This is a genomic window from Microbacterium sp. CCNWLW41, assembly GCF_037083505.1.
Map to the genome: position 1 here is coordinate 164,550 of NZ_JBAOJP010000012.1, position 19,421 is coordinate 183,970.

14 protein-coding genes are annotated in these 19,421 nt (G+C 71.9%); 8 read left to right on the forward strand and 6 right to left on the reverse strand.

Annotated elements, in window-relative coordinates; genetic code table 11:
• Positions 1 to 1,955 (reverse strand): choice-of-anchor G family protein (locus V6R91_RS32145; protein ID WP_336398732.1); only part of this gene is annotated, 1,955 nt, incomplete at its 3' end.
• 391 nt (positions 1,956 to 2,346) lie between these two features.
• A complete protein-coding gene (recQ, locus tag V6R91_RS32150; RefSeq protein WP_336398733.1) occupies positions 2,347 to 4,386 on the reverse strand; it encodes a DNA helicase RecQ in 2,040 nt (679 codons plus the stop codon).
• Between the two features lie 185 nt (positions 4,387 to 4,571).
• Here recQ and V6R91_RS32155 point away from each other — a divergent pair, with 185 nt between their 5' ends.
• Together V6R91_RS32155 and V6R91_RS32160 are read left to right on the forward strand one after the other, a co-directional pair.
• Positions 4,572 to 4,889: a GNAT family N-acetyltransferase gene (locus tag V6R91_RS32155; protein ID WP_336398734.1), complete on the forward strand. Its 318-nt coding sequence runs from the start codon at positions 4,572 to 4,574 to the stop codon at positions 4,887 to 4,889.
• Positions 4,886 to 5,830 carry a pirin family protein gene (locus V6R91_RS32160; protein ID WP_336398735.1) on the forward strand — a complete coding sequence of 315 codons (945 nt, stop codon included), beginning with the start codon at positions 4,886 to 4,888 and terminating at the stop codon, positions 5,828 to 5,830. Before V6R91_RS32155 ends, V6R91_RS32160 begins: the two co-directional genes overlap by 4 nt.
• A gap of 62 nt (positions 5,831 to 5,892) precedes the next feature.
• Here V6R91_RS32160 and V6R91_RS32165 read toward each other — a convergent pair whose 3' ends face one another.
• Positions 5,893 to 8,922 (reverse strand): S8 family serine peptidase, encoded by a 3,030-nt coding sequence (locus tag V6R91_RS32165; RefSeq protein ID WP_336398736.1) that lies wholly within the window; start codon positions 8,920 to 8,922, stop codon positions 5,893 to 5,895.
• Between the two features lie 147 nt (positions 8,923 to 9,069).
• Between V6R91_RS32165 and V6R91_RS32170 the strand changes: the two genes are divergently transcribed.
• The 4 genes from V6R91_RS32170 to V6R91_RS32185 all read left to right on the forward strand — a co-directional run bounded on the left by V6R91_RS32170 (position 9,070) and on the right by V6R91_RS32185 (position 13,273).
• Entirely contained in the window at positions 9,070 to 9,612 is a 543-nt protein-coding gene (locus V6R91_RS32170) for an ECF transporter S component (RefSeq protein WP_336398737.1), read from the forward strand.
• 127 nt (positions 9,613 to 9,739) lie between these two features.
• Positions 9,740 to 11,524, forward strand: a complete 1,785-nt coding sequence (locus tag V6R91_RS32175; protein WP_336398738.1) for an ABC transporter ATP-binding protein — start codon at positions 9,740 to 9,742, stop codon at positions 11,522 to 11,524.
• A complete protein-coding gene (locus tag V6R91_RS32180) occupies positions 11,521 to 12,378 on the forward strand; it encodes an energy-coupling factor transporter transmembrane component T family protein (protein WP_336398739.1) in 858 nt (285 codons plus the stop codon). The genes V6R91_RS32175 and V6R91_RS32180 overlap by 4 nt, the downstream gene beginning before the upstream one ends.
• Before the next feature lie 19 nt (positions 12,379 to 12,397).
• Complete coding sequence (locus tag V6R91_RS32185) at positions 12,398 to 13,273, forward strand: siderophore-interacting protein (RefSeq protein WP_271063115.1); 876 nt, start codon at positions 12,398 to 12,400, stop codon at positions 13,271 to 13,273.
• 132 nt (positions 13,274 to 13,405) lie between these two features.
• On the opposite strand, the gene V6R91_RS32190 is transcribed toward V6R91_RS32185, so the two are convergent.
• Positions 13,406 to 14,569, reverse strand: coding sequence for an acyl-CoA dehydrogenase family protein (locus V6R91_RS32190; RefSeq protein ID WP_271061528.1), 1,164 nt, complete (start codon positions 14,567 to 14,569; stop codon positions 13,406 to 13,408).
• A gap of 190 nt (positions 14,570 to 14,759) precedes the next feature.
• Positions 14,760 to 15,725 (reverse strand): M15 family metallopeptidase, encoded by a 966-nt coding sequence (locus V6R91_RS32195; RefSeq protein WP_336398740.1) that lies wholly within the window; start codon positions 15,723 to 15,725, stop codon positions 14,760 to 14,762.
• A 97-nt stretch (positions 15,726 to 15,822) separates the two neighbouring features.
• Between V6R91_RS32195 and V6R91_RS32200 the strand changes: the two genes are divergently transcribed.
• Positions 15,823 to 16,887 carry an Rv2578c family radical SAM protein gene (locus V6R91_RS32200; RefSeq protein WP_271061526.1) on the forward strand — a complete coding sequence of 355 codons (1,065 nt, stop codon included), beginning with the start codon at positions 15,823 to 15,825 and terminating at the stop codon, positions 16,885 to 16,887.
• A 50-nt stretch (positions 16,888 to 16,937) separates the two neighbouring features.
• Positions 16,938 to 17,396 carry an ASCH domain-containing protein gene (locus V6R91_RS32205; protein WP_336398741.1) on the forward strand — a complete coding sequence of 153 codons (459 nt, stop codon included), beginning with the start codon at positions 16,938 to 16,940 and terminating at the stop codon, positions 17,394 to 17,396.
• On the opposite strand, the gene V6R91_RS32210 is transcribed toward V6R91_RS32205, so the two are convergent.
• Positions 17,386 to 19,293 carry a DEAD/DEAH box helicase gene (locus V6R91_RS32210; RefSeq protein WP_336398742.1) on the reverse strand — a complete coding sequence of 636 codons (1,908 nt, stop codon included), beginning with the start codon at positions 19,291 to 19,293 and terminating at the stop codon, positions 17,386 to 17,388. The genes V6R91_RS32205 and V6R91_RS32210 overlap by 11 nt on opposite strands.
• Between the last annotated feature and the right edge of the window lie 128 nt (positions 19,294 to 19,421).

The following is a 19,421-nucleotide window of genomic DNA, read 5'->3' on the forward strand; positions in this document are numbered from 1 at the left end:
ACCTGCGCCGCCGGGTTCGCGTCCGAGTCCGCATCCGCCGACGCCGCCGCCGAAGCAGAGGCGTTGGTGTTCACGTCACCGGGGTCGCCCGCGGTCACGGTGACCGTGTCCTGGGCGGTGACGGTCGGGTCGTCGACCTGCGTGCCCACGAGCGTGTAGTCGCCGGGGACCGCGTCTGCCGGAACGGGGTACGCCGTGCCCGCAGGGAGGGATCCGTCCGGCTCCACCGTGACGGTGACCGGCGTGCCGACCACCGTACCCGTGCCGTCGCGCAGCTCGATGGTGACCTGGGTGCCCGGAGCCCATCCGTCGCCCGCGACCGGGAGGCTGGTGCCGGCCTGGACCGGATCCGTCCCCGTGATGGTCGGGGTGAGCGCAGCGAGCGCCTTGACCGTGGACGAGCCGAGGTCCAGCTTGATGGCGTTGATCGCCGGCAGCAGCTCCACGCTCAGCGCACGAACGGTGAAGCTGTCGCCCGGCAGGTCGCCGGTGCCGCTGATCGGGGCCTCGGTGGGCTGCTCGTTGATCGTGATCGCGACGATGCTGTTCAGCACCGGCTCGATCGCGTTGTCGAGCAGACCGGTCACGATCGGCTGCACGACGCCCATGAGGGTCGGCTGCAGCTGGTCGATGACGTTCGTCACGACCGGCTCCAGAGCGCCGCCGATGTCGGTGACCAGGCCGGACAGGGCGTCGATGATCGGCTGCAGGACCGTGCCGACGGGGATCCCCGCGACGTTGATCTGGCTGGTGTCGATCACGGGGGCGGCGAAGCCGTCCATGCCGAGGAACCCGCCGATGCTGCCGATGACCGTCACCGGGGCGTTCACCAGCGGACCCACGATGGGGAGGCTGATGTCGGCCTGGATGTCGACCGTGAGCTCGACGTTGTAGAGCCCCTGGGTCACCACGTCGACGACCTTGGAGATCAGCGAGTTCTCACCCGCGCCGGTGACGGCGTCGGTGATGCCGTCGAGGATCCCGTTGACCACCGCGTCGTCGAGCACCGGGGTGTTCGGGTCGAGGCTGTTCAGGCTGGTCGCACCGGTGCGGTCCACCACGAGCTCCGCCAGGTCGACGTGGATCGTCCCGGTCGAGAGGTCGATGACGAGGCTGCCGTCGGTGTTGGACAGCGGCTCGTTCAGCAGGACGTCGCGCACCTCGTCGGTGAGCGGCTGCGTGTCCAGCGACAGCGCGTTCAGCTCCGCGTTGGTGAGCGGGAGCGCGTCGATGACGCTCAGCACACCGTCGACGAGCTGCTCGATCTGTCCGTCGGGGCCGATGAGGGCCTCGATGGGCAGGAGAGCCGTGCCGACCGCCGTGTCCACGACGTCCGTCAGGCCCGCCACCGTCGGGCTGTGCAGGTCGAGGCCGAGGCCCGCGATCGCGTACTCCGAGGTGAGCGTCCCGGCATCCGACGAGGCCGTCGAGGCAAGGGCCCCGACGCTGAGCGACGCCTGGTCCAGCAGCTGGTCCGTGAGCGTGTCGATGCCGAGCTGGCCGAACAGGTCGGTCAGATCGATGTGGGCCGGGTCGACGCTCGACCCGATTCCACCGACGTCGATGCCGCCGTCCTCGGTGATGAGGCCCGACGCGGCGAGCGACGAGGTGACGCTCGGCGACTCGCTGTAGCTCTGGGCCGCACCCAGATCGCCGAGGTTCAGCAGGCCGGGCGTCGTGCCGTCCGTCAGCAGCGGGATGTTGATCCCGTCACCGAGGTCGATGGTCAGCGCGCCGCCGAGCACGCCGAGATCGAGCGCACCGTTGTCGGCGCCCGGACCACCGGGGTTGCTGGTGAGCGTGTGGCCCAGCGCGGCGACATCGATGCTGCTGCCGAGCAGGCCGATGGGCAGCTGCAGGATCTGCCCCTGCGCGGCCGATGGATCGTTCGGATCGGCGCCCGGCGCGGTCGCGGCGGCAGGCGCGGCGAATGCGATCGCGCCTCCGAATGCCACGGCCCCTGCCAGGCCCAATGCCGCTGGGCGCCGCAGACGCGACCACCCACTTCTGTTCGTTGTCACGAACCCCTCCCTGATGTCTGGATCGCTCCGGAGCAACAAGGCCTCCCCAGGACCGACGGGTGTCGGCAGGCGCAAGTAGCGCCAGTATGCCGGTAGTTCACAGCGAATGTCCAGCATTCCGGAACGACCGGGATATCAATCGACATTCAGGGCTTCGGCTCGTTTTCCCGTACCAACGGGGAGTCGGGACCGGGGACGACGAACGCATAACGATCTGGTGACGACGACCACGACGCCGGGCGGCGCGGAGACGGCGAGAAGGCGTGCGATGACCGTGCGAGAGCACGCGCGAGCACCCTCCCCGAAGGGAGCGTACGACTCCGCGTCAGGCGCCGACGGCGGCGATGACCTCGAGCAGCGCGGCGCCGTAGGCCTCGCGTTTGCGCTCTCCGATGCCGCTGATCCCGATCAGGTCCTCGCCACGGGTGGGCCGGTGCTCCGCGAGTGCGCGCAGCGTGGCGTCGCCGAACACGACGTAGGCGGGGACGCCCTGCTCCTTCGCCGTCCGCGCGCGCCAGGCGCGGAGCTCCTCGAACAGCGCGCGATCGGCCTCGGACAGGTCCGCCGCCGCCGAGCGCTTGGCGCCGCGGCCCCTGCCCGCCGCCCCCGCACGGCTGACCACATCGTGGCGGAGCTGCACCGGTGTCGTGCCGTTGAGGACGCCCGCGCTCGCGTCGCTGAGGGCCAAGGTGCCGTAGTCGCCCTGGGCCTGCATGAGCCCCTGGGCCAGGAGCTGGCGGATCACGGAACGCCACTGCGCGTCCGAGAGGTCGGCCCCGATGCCGTACGTGGCCAGCTCGTCGTGCCGCATCGAGCGGATCCGCTCCGTCGACGCCCCGCGCAGGATGTCGATGAGATGCCCCGCCCCGAACGACTGCCGCCGCTCGCGCTGGAGCCGCACGATGGTGGACAGCAGCTTCTGCGCCGGGATCAGCCCGTCCCAGCTCTCCGGAGGCGTGAGGCACGTGTCGCAGTTGCCGCACGGCGCCGAGTCCTGCCCGAAATAGCCGAGCAGATTCTGCCGCCGGCACGAGACCGTCTCGCACAGGGCGAGCATCGCGTCCAGGTGCTGGTTCTGGCGCTGCTTGATCGCTCGGTCGCCCGCGGACTGCTGGATGAAGCGGCGCTGCTGGACGACGTCGCCCAGCCCGTACGCCATCCACGCGACGGACGGTTCGCCGTCGCGCCCCGCGCGACCGGTCTCCTGGTAGTACCCCTCCACGGACTTGGGGAGGTCGATGTGCGCCACGAAGCGCACGTCGGGCTTGTCGATCCCCATGCCGAACGCGATCGTCGCGACGACGACCACGCCCTCGTCCCGCAGGAACCGCGCCTGGTTGGCGGCGCGGACCTCCGCGTCGAGCCCCGCGTGATAGGGGATCGCGTCGATCCCCTGGTCCTGGAGGAACGCGGCGGTCTGCTCCACGGACGAGCGACTGAGCGCGTACACGATCCCGGCGGACTCCGACCCCATCGTGTCGCGGACGGAGCGGATGAACGACACCAGCTGGCGTCGGACGTCGGTCTTCGGGTCGATCCGGTACTGGATGTTCGGGCGGTCGAAGCTCGCCACGAAGTGCCTCGCAGACGGCAGGCGCAGCCGCTCGGTGATCTCGCGGTGCGTCTCCCGGGTGGCGGTCGCCGTGAGGGCGATCCGGGGGACGCCGGGGAACCGCTCACCCAGATCCGACAGGGCGAGGTAGTCGGGACGGAAATCGTGCCCCCACTGCGACACGCAGTGCGCCTCGTCGATCGCGATCACGCTGAGCGCGCCCCTCTGCAGGAGCGCGGTGGTCTGCGCGCCGGACAGCCGCTCCGGCGCGACGTAGAGGAGGTCCAGCGAGCCGGAGAGGTAGGCCCGCTCCACCTCCGCACGCTCCGCGGGGGACTGGGTGGAGTTGAGATAGGCCGCGTTCACGCCGTTGGCGCGCAGCGCGTCGACCTGGTCGTGCATGAGGGCGATCAGGGGACTCACGACGAGCCCCGTGCCCTCCCGAACGAGCGCGGGGATCTGGTAGCAGACGCTCTTTCCGCCGCCGGTCGGCATGAGGACCACGGCGTCGCCGCCCGCCACGACCTGATCGATGATCGCCGCCTGGTCGCCGCGGAACGCGTCGTACCCGTACACCGTGCGCAGCGCCTCTGCGGCGGTCGCGAAGCGGGAAGGGGCGGGCTCCGAGGGTGCGTGGGGCGCGGGGAAGCTGCCGCGCGGAGCGCTCCCCGGCATCCCGGCCCAGTCCTCCTCGACGGGCGGAGGCGCGTCGTCCCAGGGGACGTCCGCGTAGGGGTCGCCGTAGGGATCGCCCGGCGGAGGCTCGGACGGCGGCAGGTCGGCATACGGGTCGTACGGATCCTGCGCGGGCATGTCCCCAGCGTAACGAGAAGCGGCGACATCCGGCCGCGTCGATCCCCAGCTCCCGTTTCGGGGTCCGTTCCGGTCGTTCGGGGTCGTTCCCGGGGTCACTTTTCCCCACGATGCGCCCCGAAACTCCGCGTCGGACCTCACCGCGCCGAACGGGCGTAGGTTGGGTCCAGGACCGAGGAGGACGCATGGCCGACATCACCGTCACCCGAGACGACGACGCTTCCCGCTACGAGCTGCGCCGCGACGGAGTCCTCGCGGGCTTCGCCGAGTTCGACCGGCGGCCGGGTGAGATCCGGTTCACCCACACGGAAGTCGATCCGGCGTTCCAGGGGCAGGGACTGGCCGGGACCCTCGCCGCCGAGGCGCTGGCGGACGCCGCCGCCTCCGGCGACGAGATCGTGCCCTACTGCCCCTACATCGCCCGCTACCTGCAGACGCACGAGGTCGCGGACGCCCGCATCCGCTGGCCGAGGGTGCCCGGCGCGGAGACGACCGAGGGATGAGCGCCTACGGCCCGCGTTCGGTCGCGCTCTCGCCGCGCGAGGTCCCGCTCGGCGGCGTCCGCGCGATGAACGTCCGCCGCACGCTGCCGAGCAAGGAGCTGCCGACCATCGGGGCGTGGTGCTTCCTCGACCGCTTCGGCCCCGACGAGGTGCGCATGCGCGTCGAGCCGCATCCGCACATCGGCCTCCAGACCGTCACCTGGCCGCTGGTCGGCGAGGTCCGCCACCGGGACGCGGTGGGCAGCGACGTGGTCCTGCGGCGCGGCCAGCTCAACCTGATGACCGCGGGCAGGGGCATCGCGCACTCCGAGTACTCGGTGGGCGACGACGCCGTGCCGCTCGACGCCCTCCAGCTCTGGGTCGTGCTGCCGGACGGCGCCGCGACCGGAGCCCCGGGGTTCGAGCAGCACACGGAGCTGCCCGCGCTGTCGATCGATGCGGAGGAGGGCGACCACGCCCGGGCGACGGTGGTGCTCGGCGAGCTCGCCGGCGTCCGCTCCCCCGCCTCCGCCCACACCCCGATCGTGGGCGCCGAGATCCGGCTCGCCCCCGGCTCCCGGGTGATCCTGCCGCTGCGCGAGGACTGGGAGCACGGCGTGCTGGTCGTCGAGGGGGACGCGCGAGTCGCGGCCGTCGACGTCCCGCGCGGGGACCTGCTGTTCCTCGGCGACTCGCGCGACGAGGTGGAGGTCAGGACGCAGGACGGCGCGCTCCTCTTCCTGCTCGGCGGCGAGCCGTTCGAACAGGACCTCGTGATGTGGTGGAACTTCGCCGGCCGCACGCACGAGGAGATCGTCGCGGCGCGGACGGCCTGGGAGGCCGAGAGCGAGGGCCCGCAGGAGGACCCGCGTTTCGGGCCCGTCGTCGGGCACGGCGGCGAGCGGATCCCCGCCCCGCCGATCCCTCCGGTGCGGCTCATGCCGCGTCGCCGCAGGATCTGACGCCTTCGCCGTGACACGAGAAGGGCGGGCGCCCGAGGACGCCCGCCCTTCCGTCGCCGCCGTTACCGCGCGTCGACCGTGACGACCGTGCGGACGGCCGAGTCGCCGTACCGCACCAGGCCGAGGTAGCGGTTCGGCGCCAGCCCCGTCCAGGAGAGGTCGTACGAGGTCGGCACGCCCCGCGTCGCCGCGAGCGGGTTCGGCGTCGCCGTGAACGATCCCTCGCCGCCCTCGAGCACCGTGGCGTAGGTCATGTCCCACGTCATCGGAGCCGACGTCGAGTAGATGTTCGCGACCACGACGTACGTGCCGGCCGTCGGCGTCGGGATGGTGACCTGCTCGTCCGCCGACCCGGTCGCCGACTGCCAGCGCTGGTAGTAGCGCAGGTCCGACGGGCTCACGACGTGGTAGACGGACAGATCGAGGTCGCTGCCGGCGTCGTCCGACGAGTCGAGGTCGAAGCGGGACAGCTGGGCGCCCTCGGGCACCTCGATGACCCACGCGACGTCCTTGTTCTCGTCGCCCGACTGCTCGTTTCCGGAGTGCCCCTCGACCGGGTTGTCCGGATCGGCCAGCATCGTGAACGGCGTCAGCCCGGCGAGGTTCAGCGGCAGCTCGCCGTCGATGCCCGGCGTGACCTCGACGGTGGCGGATCCCGCCGCCCCCGAGGCCGTGACCTCGGACGGAGCCGCGGCCGTCACCGGGAACACGGCCAGCGGCGAGCGCACGACGTGCTCGTCGCTGCGCCAGGTGAGGGCCCCGGTCGCCCACGTCTCCACGGGCGCGTCGTCGTTGTCGAACGTCACCGTGAAGCTCGCGGTCTCGCCCGCCGCCCCGAACGACAGCGTCGAGGGCTCGACCGAGACCTCCACGCCCGGGAGGTCGACGGAGGCCGTGTACGTGCCGGGGCCGGTCGCGGTGACCGTGCGCGTGACGCTCTGCTCCGCCGCCAGCGTCCCGATCCCGATCGAGGCGAGGTTGAGGTCGCTGCCGTCGATCGGCTCGACCTCGTCGAACTCCGCCAGCCCCGTGCCCTCGATGTACGCCGCCCAGTCACTCGGGCCGTTGAGGTACAGCAGTCCCGGATCGAAGTACTTCCCCGGGTCGACCTGTCCCGCGCCCTGGGCGAACGGATCGGGCGTGGGCTCCCCGTCGGCCCCGACGGTGTCGTAGGCCGTCGTCATGAGCGCCGACTTGATCTCCGCTGGCGCGGCGTCGGGCCTCTCGCCCAGGTACAGCGCGCCGAGACCGGCCACGTGCGGAGACGCCATCGACGTCCCGGAGAGGATGCCGAAGGTCGGCTCCGCCTTGCGCGCGTTGTTCGTCGCCGCGAGGATCGCGACGCCGGGCGCCGCGACGTCGGGCTTGATCACGTCCGACCCGTTGGCGTTCATCGGGCCGCGGCTGGAGAAGCCCGCCACCTGGGGCACCGGGGTCTCCGCGCCCGCCACGTTCTCGCCGATCAGCGTGACGGGTCGATCCGCCCCGCCGCGCACGTACGCGAGCACGGCGTCGTGGTGCGCCGCGGCCAGGTGGACGGTCGGCACGGCGTGGAAGTCGTTGTCGAGCGAGTCGGCGGCGCCCGGGACGTTCACGAGGATCATCCCCATGCCCCCGGCGTCCTTCACGACCTGCGACTTCTCGGCGCGGGCGTTCTCGCCCCGCTCGCAGACGACGATGCGTCCGGACACCTTCGCCGCGTCGAGGCTTCCCGGCAGGCACAGCGCCGCCCCGTCGGCGGCAGCGGCGTCTCCGGCGAAGACGGACGGCCCGGTCACCTCGGTGCCGAACGGCACGCTGACGGTGGCGCCGGCCGCCTCGAAGCCCTCGAAACGCACGGTGCCCTCCCACGTCGGGATGGTCGAGGCGGCGACGGTGGTGTACCAGGGCGACGCGTGATCGGCCGTGACCGGGTCGGGTCCGTTGTTGCCGGCGCTGACCGACACGAAGACCCCGGCCGCCGCCGCGTTCAGGAACGCGATGTCGTCCGGCTCCAGCACGCTCGGCGCGGATCCGCCGCCGATGGAGTAGTTGATGACGTCGACACCGTCGGCGACGGCCTGGTCGATCGCGGCGACGAGGTCGCTGAGCGCGCAGATGTCGTCGTCCGTCACGGCCGGATCCGGGCCCTCGTAGCAGGCCTTGTACGCGGCGACCTTCGCCGCCGGGGCGACCCCGGAGACGGTGCCGAAGTCGACGCCGTTCACCTGGGCGGGGACGCCGAAGTTGCCCGCCGCGGTGCTCGCGGTGTGCGATCCGTGCCCGGCGCCGTCGCGCGGAGAGAGGTAGTCGTACTGGAAGTCGAAGCCCGCGGCCTCCGCACCGGCGGAGAAGTACTGGGCGCCGACGAGCTTCGTCGAGTAGTCGTGCTTGTTCCAGTCCTGGCCCTGCACGATCGTGCTGCGGAACTGGCCGCCGTCGGACTTGTCGAAGATCACCGAGGTGCCGTCGGTGTACGGCTCGGAGCCGCTGTGCTTCTGCTTGCGCAGCTTCTCGCCGGCGAAGGACGGGTTCTCCGGGGCGATCCCCGTGTCGACGACGCCGACGACCACGCCCTGCCCTGCCGTGCCGACGCCGCCGGTCGCCTCCCAGACGCCGCCGGCGCCGGTGGCGTCGTCCCCGAGGCCGAGGAAGTCGGTCGAGGACTGCGCGTCGGGGTGCCGGATCTCGTCCGGATACACGCCGAGGACGTCCTTCGACGCGCGCAGCGCGTCCACCTGGCTGCCGCTGAGCTGCGCGCTGAAGCCGTTGAGCGTGATCCGGTACTGCGCCTCGGGAGCGGCGCCGACCTGCTGGGCGAGGGTGCGCTGCGCGTCCTCGAGATGCGCGATGTACTTGCGCGAGTTGTCGGAGTGCGCGTCGAGCTGTCGGCCGCGGTCCGGCTTGGTCCGCGGCAGGCCGGCGGTGTCGCCTTCGTACGTGGCCAGGGGCGCGTCCTTCATCACGACGATGTAGTGCCCCGGTGTGCCCGTCACGGGCGTGGGCGGTGTCACCCCCTCTCCGCTCGCGTGCGCTGCCGTGGCGAAGGTCCCGGTGATCAGGGCGGTCAGGGTGACGACCGCGGCTGCCGACCGGAGGGGTGTTCGGCCCATGGGTTCTCCGATGCTCATCCGGCGCGGCCTCGTCGCCGCACCGCCGATCAAGGTAGCGCGATGGCTCCGGACACGCCAGAGGCCGCGCCCGGTATATCACGGTCGCCCTCGCCGCCGGCGCCCGACCAGGGCCAGTACGCTGGACGGGTGCCCACCCGATCCGCCCTCCCCACCCGGGTGCTGCTCGTCTGCGCCGCGATCGGCGTGGCCACCGGCCTCGTCGGGGGGATCGCCGGCTGGATGACCCTCGTGGTGCTGCCGCTGGCGCCCTGGGCGTACGGACTCGTGCTGGGCTCGCACGTGCTCCCCGGCATCGTGGCGCAGGAGGTGCTGCGCCGCCCGCTCGTGGCGCTGCTGTCCCATGTGCTCGCCGCGCTCGTCGCGAGCGCGTTCAACCCGGTGTGGTTCCCGCGGTTCCTCGGCACCGCGCTGCTGTTCGGGCTGATCCAGGAGGGCGTCGCCGCCCTCACCCGGTACCGCGCGTGGGGCCCCTGGCGCTTCTTCATCTCCGCGGTGGTGATCGGCGGGGTGGTCGCGGTGGTCGTCTTCTTCGCGGTCGATCTCGGATCCATGATGCCGTGGGCGCAGATCGCCTACCTCGCGATCGCCGTCGCCGGCCCGGTCGCGTGGACCGCGGTGGGCCTGGGCGTCGGCACGGCGCTGCGTCGCGCCGGCGTCGCCCAGCGCTGAGCCGTCGCCGCCTGCCCGCCCGGGGCTTTCCGCCGACTGCTGTTCGCGAATCAAATTAGGACAGGCTAACCTAGGATCACCCGCAAGATCGAGGTGACCCGTGCCGTCGTCCGCTCCCCTGATCCGCGTGCGCGAGCTCTCCCTCACCCACGCGGGCGAGAACGACCCGTCGCCGCACGACCTGACCGCCAACATCCGGCCCGGCGAGGTCGTCCTCCTGCTCGGCCCGAGCGGTTCGGGCAAGTCGACGTTCACCCTGTCCCTCAACGGCCTGATCCCACACTCCGTTCCGGCCGCCGTCGACGGCACGGTCGAGATCGACGGGCACGACACCGCGACGACCCCGGTCGCCGTGCTCAGCACGCGCGTGTCCATGGTCTTCCAGGACCCGGACGCGCAGCTGGTGACCGGATCCGTCCTCGACGAGGTCGCGTTCGCGCTGGAGAACCTGCGGCTCCCCGTCGACGAGGTGCTCAGCCGGTCCGAGCGCGCGCTGCGGCGCCTCGGGCTCTGGGAGCGTCGTGCCGAGAACCCGGACCGACTGTCCGGCGGAGGACGCCAGCGTCTCGCCATCGCGGCGGCGGTCGCGATGCAGTCGCCGATCTGCGTGCTCGACGAGCCGACCGCCAACCTGGATCCCGCGGGCGCCGCGGAGGTCTACGCGGCCCTGCGCGATCTCGCCGCGGACGGGGACCGGGCGATCGTCCTCGTGGAGCACGACCTCGACGCGGCCATCGACCTCGCCACGCGCGTGATCGTCCTGGACCAGTCGGGCCGCCCGGTGTTCGACGGCCCGCCCGCGGAGATCCTGCGCGCGCACGCGGACGAGCTCGCCGAGCTGGGCGTGTGGCTCCCCACGGCGACGCTCCTCGCCCGGCGCCTGCGCGCCGGCGGCGTCGTCCTCGATCCGCTCCCCCTGACGGCCGACGACCTGCGCACGGCCCTCGCTTCCTCCCCTTCCGCGCCCCCGTCCCCTTCGCCGTCCGTCTCGCCGTCCGTCGAGTGGTCAGTTTCTGTGGGTTCCGAGGCGGTGAACCCACAGAAACTGACCACTCGACAGGGGGCGCTGGAGGACGCGCTCATCCAGGTGCGCGGACTCGACGTCGTGCGCGGCCGCACCCCCGTGCTGCACGGCGTGGACCTCGACGTCGCGAGCGGGTCGATCACCGCCGTCGTCGGTCCCAACGGATCGGGCAAGACCACGCTCGTGCAGGCGATCGCCGGGGTCGTCCCGCCCCCGCGCGGGCGGATCCGGGTCTCCGACGTCGACCCGGCGACGGCGGCGCCCCGGGATCTGACCGACCGGATCGGGTTCGTCTTCCAGAACCCCGAGCATCAGTTCGTCGCGGCGTCCGTGTTCGACGAGCTCGCACACGGGCTCCGGGTGCGGCGGGTCCCCGCCGACGAGATCCGCGCGCGGGTGACCGAGATGCTCGCCCGCTTCGGGCTGGAGCGGAAGGCGCAGGTGCACCCCTTCCTCCTCTCCGGCGGAGAGAAACGACGCCTGTCCGTCGGCACCGCCCTGATCACCCGGCCCCGGGTTCTCGTGCTCGATGAGCCCACCTTCGGTCAGGATCGGGCCCGGGCCGCGCAGCTGCTCGCCCTTCTGCACGAGCTGCGCGACGAGGGGACGACGATCCTGCTCGTGACGCACGATCACGCGCTCGTCGTGGAGCACGCCACGCACGTGGTCGTCATGGACGGCGGTCGAGTCCGAGCCGCCGGGACCACGGCGGAGCTCCTGCAGGCCGGCCCGGAGAGCGGCTTCGCCCTGCCCGCCGCCCTCGCCGCCGTCCCCGCCGCGCTGCATCCCCTCCTCGAGTGGTCAGTTTCTGCGGGTTCGACGGCGCTCAACCCACAGAAACTGACCACTCGACGCTCCGGTACCGCGTCGGCGGAGGGCGTCGGATGAGCGCCGACACCGCGCCGGTCGCGATCCCCCGCGCCCCGTCGTCCGCGGATCCGTACGCCGAGCCCGCGCCGGCGCCGCGCCGCGCCTTCCTGCACGGCCTGAACCCGCTCGCGAAGCTCGGCGCGGCGGTGCCGGCCATGATCGTGCTCGCGTTCGTCCGCGACCTCGCGACGCCGGCGGCGTTCCTCGCCCTCGCCTACGCCCTCATCCTGACCGGGGCCCGGCTCACGCGGCGCCTGCTCCTCCTGCTGCTGGTGGGCCTCCCCGCCGGGATGCTCCTGCTCGCCGCGACGTTCGCGGTCTGGGTCGACGCATCCCTCGTCGACGACACCGCCGCCGTGCTGACCGTGGGCCCGTGGACCCTGTTCGCCGGCGCGCTGTGGATCGGCGTGGCCACCGCCCTGCGCCTCGGCGCGATCCTCGCCCTCGCGCTGATCGGCGGCCTCACCACGACCGGTCCCGACCTGGTCCGCGCCGGGGTCCAGCAGCTGCGCATCCCGTACCGCGTCGGCTACGCGGCGCTGGCCGCCTACCGCTTCGTCCCGCGGTTCGGCACCGAGCTCTCCGTGATCCGCGCCGCCCACCGGGTGCGCGGGTACGGCGCCGGGGGCGGACGGGGTCCGTTCGCCCGCATCGCCCGGGGGTGGGGGTACATCGTGCCCCTGCTGGCCGGAGCGATCCGTCATGCCGAACGCGTCGCCCTGGCGATGGACGCGCGCGCCTTCGGGGCCTACCCCACCCGTACCGAGCGCCACCTCGTGCCGTTCCGGACGCGGGACGCCGTCTTCCTCTTTCTCATGATCGCCGCCTCGGCGGTGATCTTCACCGCCTTCTTCCCCTGGCAGCTCCCCTGAGCGCCGCGAAAGGAACGCCATGGCATACAGCAAGCAGGTCAAGCCCGCCTCGACCGACCTCATCCCGCTCACCGTGCTGCGGACCGAGCGGTTGTCCCCGCACTGGATGCGGGTCACGCTGGGCGGCGGCGGGATCGATCGGTTCCGCCCCCTCGGCTACGACCAGTGGTTCCGCCTGTTCCTGCCGCTCGGGGGCGAGGAGGGGCTGGCGCGCGTGCCCGCGAAGGCGAACAGTGTGCTCGGATACCTGAAGTTCCTGCGGATCCCGGACGGCGAGCGACCCGTGATGCGCAACTACACCGTGCGGGCGTTCCGGCCCGCGACGGCCGACCGCCCCGCCGAGCTCGACGTCGACTTCGTGCTGCACGGATCGGCGGCGGACGGCACCTCGGGCCCGGCCGCGCGGTGGGCGGAGACCTGCGCCCCCGGGGAGAACGTCCTCATCATCGACGAGGGGCTGTGGTTCAACCCCGAGCGCGGCCAGGAACGCGTCCTGCTCGTCGGCGACGAGACCGCACTGCCGGCGATCGCCTCGATCTGCGCCTCCCTGCCCGAGACGGCCGCCGGCGTCGCGCTCGTCGAGGTCCCCTCCGCCGAGGACGCCCTCGACTTCCCGCATCCGCCCGGGGTCACGGTGGAGTGGATCGTGCGCGGCCACGACGAGGCGCCCGGCCGGCCCGCCCTGGAGCGACTGCGGGCGCGTGAGCTCCCGGCCCAGCCCTTCCACGCCTACGCCGCCGGGGAGCAGTCGCTCGCGTCGGGCGTGCGCAAGCTGCTCGTCGGGGAGAGGGGCGTCGACAAGCACCAGGTCAGCTTCTGCGGCTACTGGCGGATCGGCGCCGCCTCTCCCTCGTCGAAGGCCGCCCGCGAGGCGGCGGCCGAGCCGCTCGCCTGACCGGTCCGACGCCCCCGACCGGTGCCGAGTCGGCGGCCTCGGCCGTCAGGGCGGGCAGCGATCAGCGCGAACGACGAAGCGCCCTCGGACCCGCGGATCCGAGGGCGCTTCGTCGGCGATATCGGCCGACCGTCAGCGCTTGCCGGCGATCTGGCGTCCGACCAGCTCGCGCATGATCTCGTTCGTGCCGCCGTAGATGCGGTGGACGCGCGCGTCGAGGAACGCCTTCGCGATCGGGTACTCGGTGATGTAGCCGTAGCCGCCGTGGAGCTGCACGCCCGTGTCGAGCACCTCCCACTCGCGCTCGGTCGCCCAGAACTTGAGCTGAGCGGCCTCCTCCGCGCTGAGCTTCTCCGCCGCGTAGAGCTTCAGCCCCCGGTCGACGTACGCCCACAGCGCATCGACCGCGGTCGCCATGTCCGCGATCTTGAACCGGGTGTTCTGGAAGTCGATGATCCGCTCGCCGAAGGCTTCGCGGTCGCGGGTGTAGTCGACCGTCCAGGTCAGCGCGGCCTGCGCGGCGGCGGCCGCGGAGACGGCGATGGAGAGGCGTTCCAGCGGCAGGTTCATCATGAGCTGGATGAACCCCTGTCCCTCCTTGCCGCTGATGAGGTTCTCCTCCGGGACGAAGACGTCGGTGAACGACAGCTCGGCCGTGTCCCAGCCGTGGAAGCCCATCTTGCTGAGCTTCTTGCCGTGCTCGAAGCCCTCCATGCCGTTCTCGACGATCAGCAGGCTGAACGCGTCGGGGCGATTGCCCTCGCCGGTCTTCACGAACGTCACCACGATGTCCGCGGTCTTGCCCGAGGAGATGAAGGTCTTCGCGCCGTTGAGGATGTAGCCGCCGTCGACCTTCTTGGCGTTGGTCTTGATCCCGCGCAGGTCGCTGCCCGCACCGGGGTCGGTCATGGCCAGGGCGCCGAGGACCTCGCCGGTCGCCATCCGGGGCAGCCACTTCTCCTTCTGCTCCTGCGTGCCCATGTGCACGAGGTACGGCACCGCGAGGTCGTCCTGGATGCCGAGGGCTCCGGCGAGCGAACCGGCCCCTGCCCCGATGACCTCCTCGTTCACGATGGCGCGGAAGCGGTAGTCCTGCAGCATCCCCGCTCCGCCGAACTCCTCGGGCACCGAGAGCCCCAGGATGCCGGCCTCGCCGGCGGCGAGCATGGTGGCGCGATCGATCTCCCCGTCGGCCTCCCACTTCTCGATGGTCTCGTTCGAGACGTGGCGCTTCACGAAGTCCTTGACGAGGTCGCGGAAGGCCTCGTGGTCGTCGTCGTAGATGTCGCGTTCCATGCGCGCTCCTCCAAGTCGATCCGGTGCGTCGTTGCTCCCGTGATTCTAAGCGGGAGGGACGGTCCGGACGGAGCACATTGTGGGAATGCGTTCCGCGAAATGTGACACTGGGTATCGCGGTTGTGGGAAGCCGCCAGACGCGCCGTCGCGCACCGGCGACGGGCGCGGGCGGCGCCGACCGCCGACCGCCTCAGCCGACGTAGTCGGGAGCCGGGGGGAGGCCGAAGAACTCCTCCAGCGAGGTGTATCCGGCCTCGTGGTACGCCCGCGCGATCTGCGGTCCGACGTACCGGAGGTGCCACGGCTCGGGGGCGTAGCCGGTCGCGTGGGTCTGGCCCTCGATGTAGCGCACGATGAAGCCGTATTCCCAGCTGTGCTCCGCGACCCAGGCCCCCGCCGCGGTCTCGCCGAAGCCGTTGATCCCGGTGCACTCGCCCCAGATGCACTCCTCGACGTCGGCGGCGAGCCCCGTCTGGTGCTCGCTGAAGCCGGGGCGGGCCGAGAGCGCGTCCGCGTCGTTCTGGCCGTACATCTGGACCTGACCCGAATATGTGGCGACCTGCATGTCGTACGACCGGTAGCCGCTGCCGAGCCCGAGGGCGCCGACGCCCGCCTCCTGGGACGCGGCGGACATGGCGTCCAGAGCGGTCGTCACGTCCGCGCGCAGCGGCCCGGCGAGGTCGTCCCCGATCAGGGCCGGCTCGCTCAGGGTCGACGGGGCGTACTGCACCGGGTTCAGCGGGCGGGTCTTGTTGACGACGACCCACAGCCGCGCCGGATCGGACAGGTCGATGCACGGGGCCGCGCCGCTCACGACGGCCGCGCGGAAGGCCGCTCCCCCGCCGAACGCGGCGACCGCCGTGTCGTCGTCGCCCCCGGCCAGCGCCTGCTGCACCGCCGGGTCCTCACACGGCTCGGCCGGCGCCACCACGGTGAGCTGCACCGCAGGGAGCTCCTCGACGACGGCCGGTCTCGGCGGATCCATCGACGCGACCGCGGCGACCGAGGCCTCCGGCCGCGCGCCCGCCGCGGATCCGTCGGCCAGGGACCAGATGACGCCGAGCACGGTCACCGCGAGGCCCAGCGGGACGAAGACGCGCAGCTTCGCCGAGCCCGCCAGGGCATGGCGAGCCACGGGTCGGTGCGGGGAGGTCACGCCCCCATTCTGGTACGGCTGCCTGCGATCTCGCCGAGATCGAAGATCATCACGACGACTTCTTGACTCAGTTTCGTTCTTATGTTCGAATGAGGGCATGCGCTGGCAGGGACAACGGATCGACGACACGGACGAGACGGCCCTGCCCGGGTTCGAGAACCGGTCCGGGTTCCTGCGCAGCGTGACCACGCCCGAGTTCGACGGGATGACATTCCACGAGGTGCTGGCGAAGTCGGCGCTCAACCACGTGCCCGGCCCCTCGAAGATGCCGTTCTCCTGGACGATCAACCCGTACCGCGGCTGCAGTCACGCATGCGTTTATTGCTTCGCGCGAGGGACGCACACGTATCTGGATCTGGACGCGGGACGGGATTTCGACACCCAGATCGTGGTGAAGGTGAACGTCGTCGAGGTGCTGGAGCGGGAGCTGCGACGCGGGTCGTGGCAGCACGAGACCGTGGCTCTCGGCACCAACACCGACCCGTACCAGCGCGCCGAGGGCCGCTACCGACTGATGCCCGGGATCCTGCGCACGCTGGCGGAGTCCGGGACGCCGTTCTCGGTCCTGACCAAGGGCACGCTGATCCGCCGGGACATCTCCGAGCTCGTCCGTGCGTCGGCGGACGTTCCGGTCGACGTGCAGATGTCGATCGCCATGTTCGACGAGGGGTTGCGTCGAGCGATCGAGCCGGGCGCTCCCACGACCCAGGCGCGCCTGGACACGGTGCGGGCGCTGTCGGACGCCGGGTTCCGGGTGGGCGTGTTCCTCATGCCGATCATGCCGCACCTGACCGACTCCGTCGCCGCGATCGACGACGCGCTCCGACGCATCGCCGCCGCGGGTGCCGACCACGTGATCCACGGTGCGCTGCATCTGCGTCCCGGCGTGAAGCCCTGGTTCTTCCAGTGGCTGTCGCAGCATCGTCCCGATCTGCTCTCCTCCTACCGCGCGCTGTACCCGGGAGTGGCCGCGGAGGCGCCCAAGGCCTACCGGCAGTGGCTGGCGAAGCGGGTGCGACCGCTGGTCCGCGTGCACGGGCTGACGGCGCAGCACAGCGACGACCGCCCCCGGCGCCGTTCCTTCGCCGAGCCGCCGAGACCCGACGCGTCGGCGTCCGCACCGCCGAAACCCGCGACCCCGGCGGCGCCGATGCTGTTCTGAGCCGTGCCGGGAGCATCGTCGCCGCGGAAGGGCGCCCGTAAGCTGGCGGAATGGCCTCCCACGAAGACCTGCCGCTGTCGGAGTACGCCTTCCCCGGACCGCTGCGCGATCTCCTGGTCGGCGCGATCCTCGCCGGCGACAAGACGACCACGACGTTCCTGGTCCGCGAGATCGAGGTCGGCGTCGAGACGATGCCGACCGTCGGCGAGCGCTTCTCGGTGATCGACTCCGACGGCAGGCACGTGGGGATCGAGACGATCGAGGAGGTGCGCCTCGCCCGGGTCGCGGACATCGATCTGGAGCACGCGATCGGGGAGGGCGAGGGCTACACCACGGTCGCGGAGTGGCGCACGGCCCACGAGGGGTTCTGGCACGGCGAGCAGTACCGCGCGTTCATCGGGGACCCGGAGTTCCGCATCGACGACGACACGATGGCGGTGCTGGTGCGGTTCGGTTTCGAGCCCGCCGGAGCGATCGTCCCGGCGGGCCCGTCCCCGGTCAGCGGGTGAGGTCGGAGTCGGACGGCATCCGCCCCGCGATCTCCTCGATCACGTCGTCGCCGGGACGCGCCTCCTGGAACGGCGCATCGATCTCGGCGCGCTGCAGCAGCTCGCCCATCCGGCGCCGACGCTTACGCGTGATCAGCGTCACGACCCGACCCTCGCGCCCGGCACGCCCTGTGCGCCCCGCCCGGTGCAGGTAGGTCTTGTACTCGTCGGGGGCGTCCGCCTGAACGACGAGGTCGATGTCGTCGACGTGGATGCCGCGCGCGGCGACGTCCGTCGCCACGAGCACCTGGACCCGGCCGGACGTGAGCTTCTGCAGATTGCGCGTCCGCTTCGCCTGGTTGAGGTCGCCATGGAGCGAGACGGCGGGGATGCCGGCGTCCTCGAACTGCTCGGCGAGCATCTCCGCGTACGCCCGGGTCCGGGCGAAGACGAGGGTCTGGCCGTCGCGGTCGACCAGCGACGAGAGCACCTCCGCCTTGTCGCGGTGCTCGATGACGAGGACGCGGTGCTCGATGGTGCTGGTCTCCTGGCTCTCCCCGGCGACCTCGTACACGGCCGGGTCCACGAGGAACTCGTCGACCAGCGCCGCGACCTCACGGTCGAGCGTCGCAGAGAACAGCAGCTTCTGGCTGCGCTCGTCCCCGGGAAGCGCCGTCCCCGTCTTGCGCAGGATCCGCTGCACGGGCTCGACGAATCCCAGCTCGCACATGTGGTCCGCCTCGTCCAGCACTGCGATGCGCACCTCGGAGAGGTCGAGCTTGCCCTGTTCGATGAGGTCCTCGATGCGCCCCGGGGTGCCGATCACGATGTCGACGCCCTTCTTCAGCGCACCGACCTGTCGCGCCTGGGGCACGCCGCCGTAGATCTGGGTCGTGAACAGTCCCACGCTGCGAGCGATCGGCTGCACCGTGCGGTCGATCTGCAGCGCCAGCTCGCGCGTGGGGGCGAGGATGATCGCCCGCGGCGCGCGGCCGAACTCACGGCGCTTGCCCTTCTGGGACAGAAGGATGCTCTCCACGAGCGGCGCCCCGAAGGCGATCGTCTTGCCGGATCCGGTGCGCCCGCGTCCGAGCACGTCGCGCCCGTCCAGGATGGCCGGGATGGTGGCCGCCTGGATGGGGAACGGCGTCTCGGCGCCCATGCCGGTCAGGATCTCGGTGATGTTGGAGCCGAGACCGAGATCGGCGAAGCTGACACCGTCGACCTCGGCCGCCACGACCGCCTGCGCCTGGAGCCGCTCGTGGACGACGTCCTCGGTCGGCACCGCCGCGGCGGACGCGGGTGTGCGGGTCCAGTCATCGCGGCTCGGTCGGGTCTCCCGGGACGGCCGGCGAGCGCCGCCCGCTGCGCGCGGACGCTCATCCCGACGCGGACGCTCGACCCGGTCGAACCGCGCACGCTCATCCCGACGAGGACGCTCATCCCGACGAGGGCGCTCATCCCGACGCGGACGCTCATCCCGCTCGAACCGCGGACGCTCATCCCGACGCGGACGCTCGTCGAATCGGTCACGGTCGCCCCTGCGGTGCGGGGCGTCGATGCGTCCCGACTCCGCGCGGTTGCGGATCGTGCGCGCCTCGTCGCGTCCGCTCTTCTCCTGTGCCGTCCACCGCCGCTTCGGCGCCGAGGCACTGTTCTCCTCCGCGGCGCGGTAGCCGCGATGCTTCGGCGACCGGCTCCCGGGGCGGGCGGCAGGCGTCCGCTCGGTCCGCTCGGTCCGCGTGTATCGCTCGTCCCGGTCCGGACGGTCGGCGGCGTACGCGTCCGCGCGACGATCGTCGCGCCCGGTCGCCGGCCGCCCCTGGCGGTGCCGGTCGTGGAAGCTCGTCTTCTTGGCGTAGCGCGGCTCGAAGTTGCGTGACGGGCGTCCGCCCTTGGGCTTGTGGTTCTTGGGCATGGGGTGTCCTTCTGGTTCTCGCACGAGAACAGCACCGCCGGCGCGCTCGTGGCGCGACCGCGGTTCACCCGGGCTGTCATCGGCCGGGGGCCATTCCTGTGATGGTGGTCATGGCGCCGCATCTCTTC

Coding starts and splice junctions, on each gene's coding strand:
- V6R91_RS32160 (WP_336398735.1), top strand. CDS start 4,886: ATGAGCGCCTACGGCCCGCGTTCGGTCGCGCTCTCGCCGCGCGAGGTC.
- V6R91_RS32165 (WP_336398736.1), bottom strand. CDS start 8,922: ATGGGCCGAACACCCCTCCGGTCGGCAGCCGCGGTCGTCACCCTGACC.
- V6R91_RS32200 (WP_271061526.1), top strand. CDS start 15,823: ATGCGCTGGCAGGGACAACGGATCGACGACACGGACGAGACGGCCCTG.
- V6R91_RS32180 (WP_336398739.1), top strand. CDS start 11,521: ATGAGCGCCGACACCGCGCCGGTCGCGATCCCCCGCGCCCCGTCGTCC.
- V6R91_RS32185 (WP_271063115.1), top strand. CDS start 12,398: ATGGCATACAGCAAGCAGGTCAAGCCCGCCTCGACCGACCTCATCCCG.
- V6R91_RS32155 (WP_336398734.1), top strand. CDS start 4,572: ATGGCCGACATCACCGTCACCCGAGACGACGACGCTTCCCGCTACGAG.
- recQ (WP_336398733.1), bottom strand. CDS start 4,386: ATGCCCGCGCAGGATCCGTACGACCCGTATGCCGACCTGCCGCCGTCC.
- V6R91_RS32190 (WP_271061528.1), bottom strand. CDS start 14,569: ATGGAACGCGACATCTACGACGACGACCACGAGGCCTTCCGCGACCTC.
- V6R91_RS32210 (WP_336398742.1), bottom strand. CDS start 19,293: ATGCCCAAGAACCACAAGCCCAAGGGCGGACGCCCGTCACGCAACTTC.
- V6R91_RS32205 (WP_336398741.1), top strand. CDS start 16,938: ATGGCCTCCCACGAAGACCTGCCGCTGTCGGAGTACGCCTTCCCCGGA.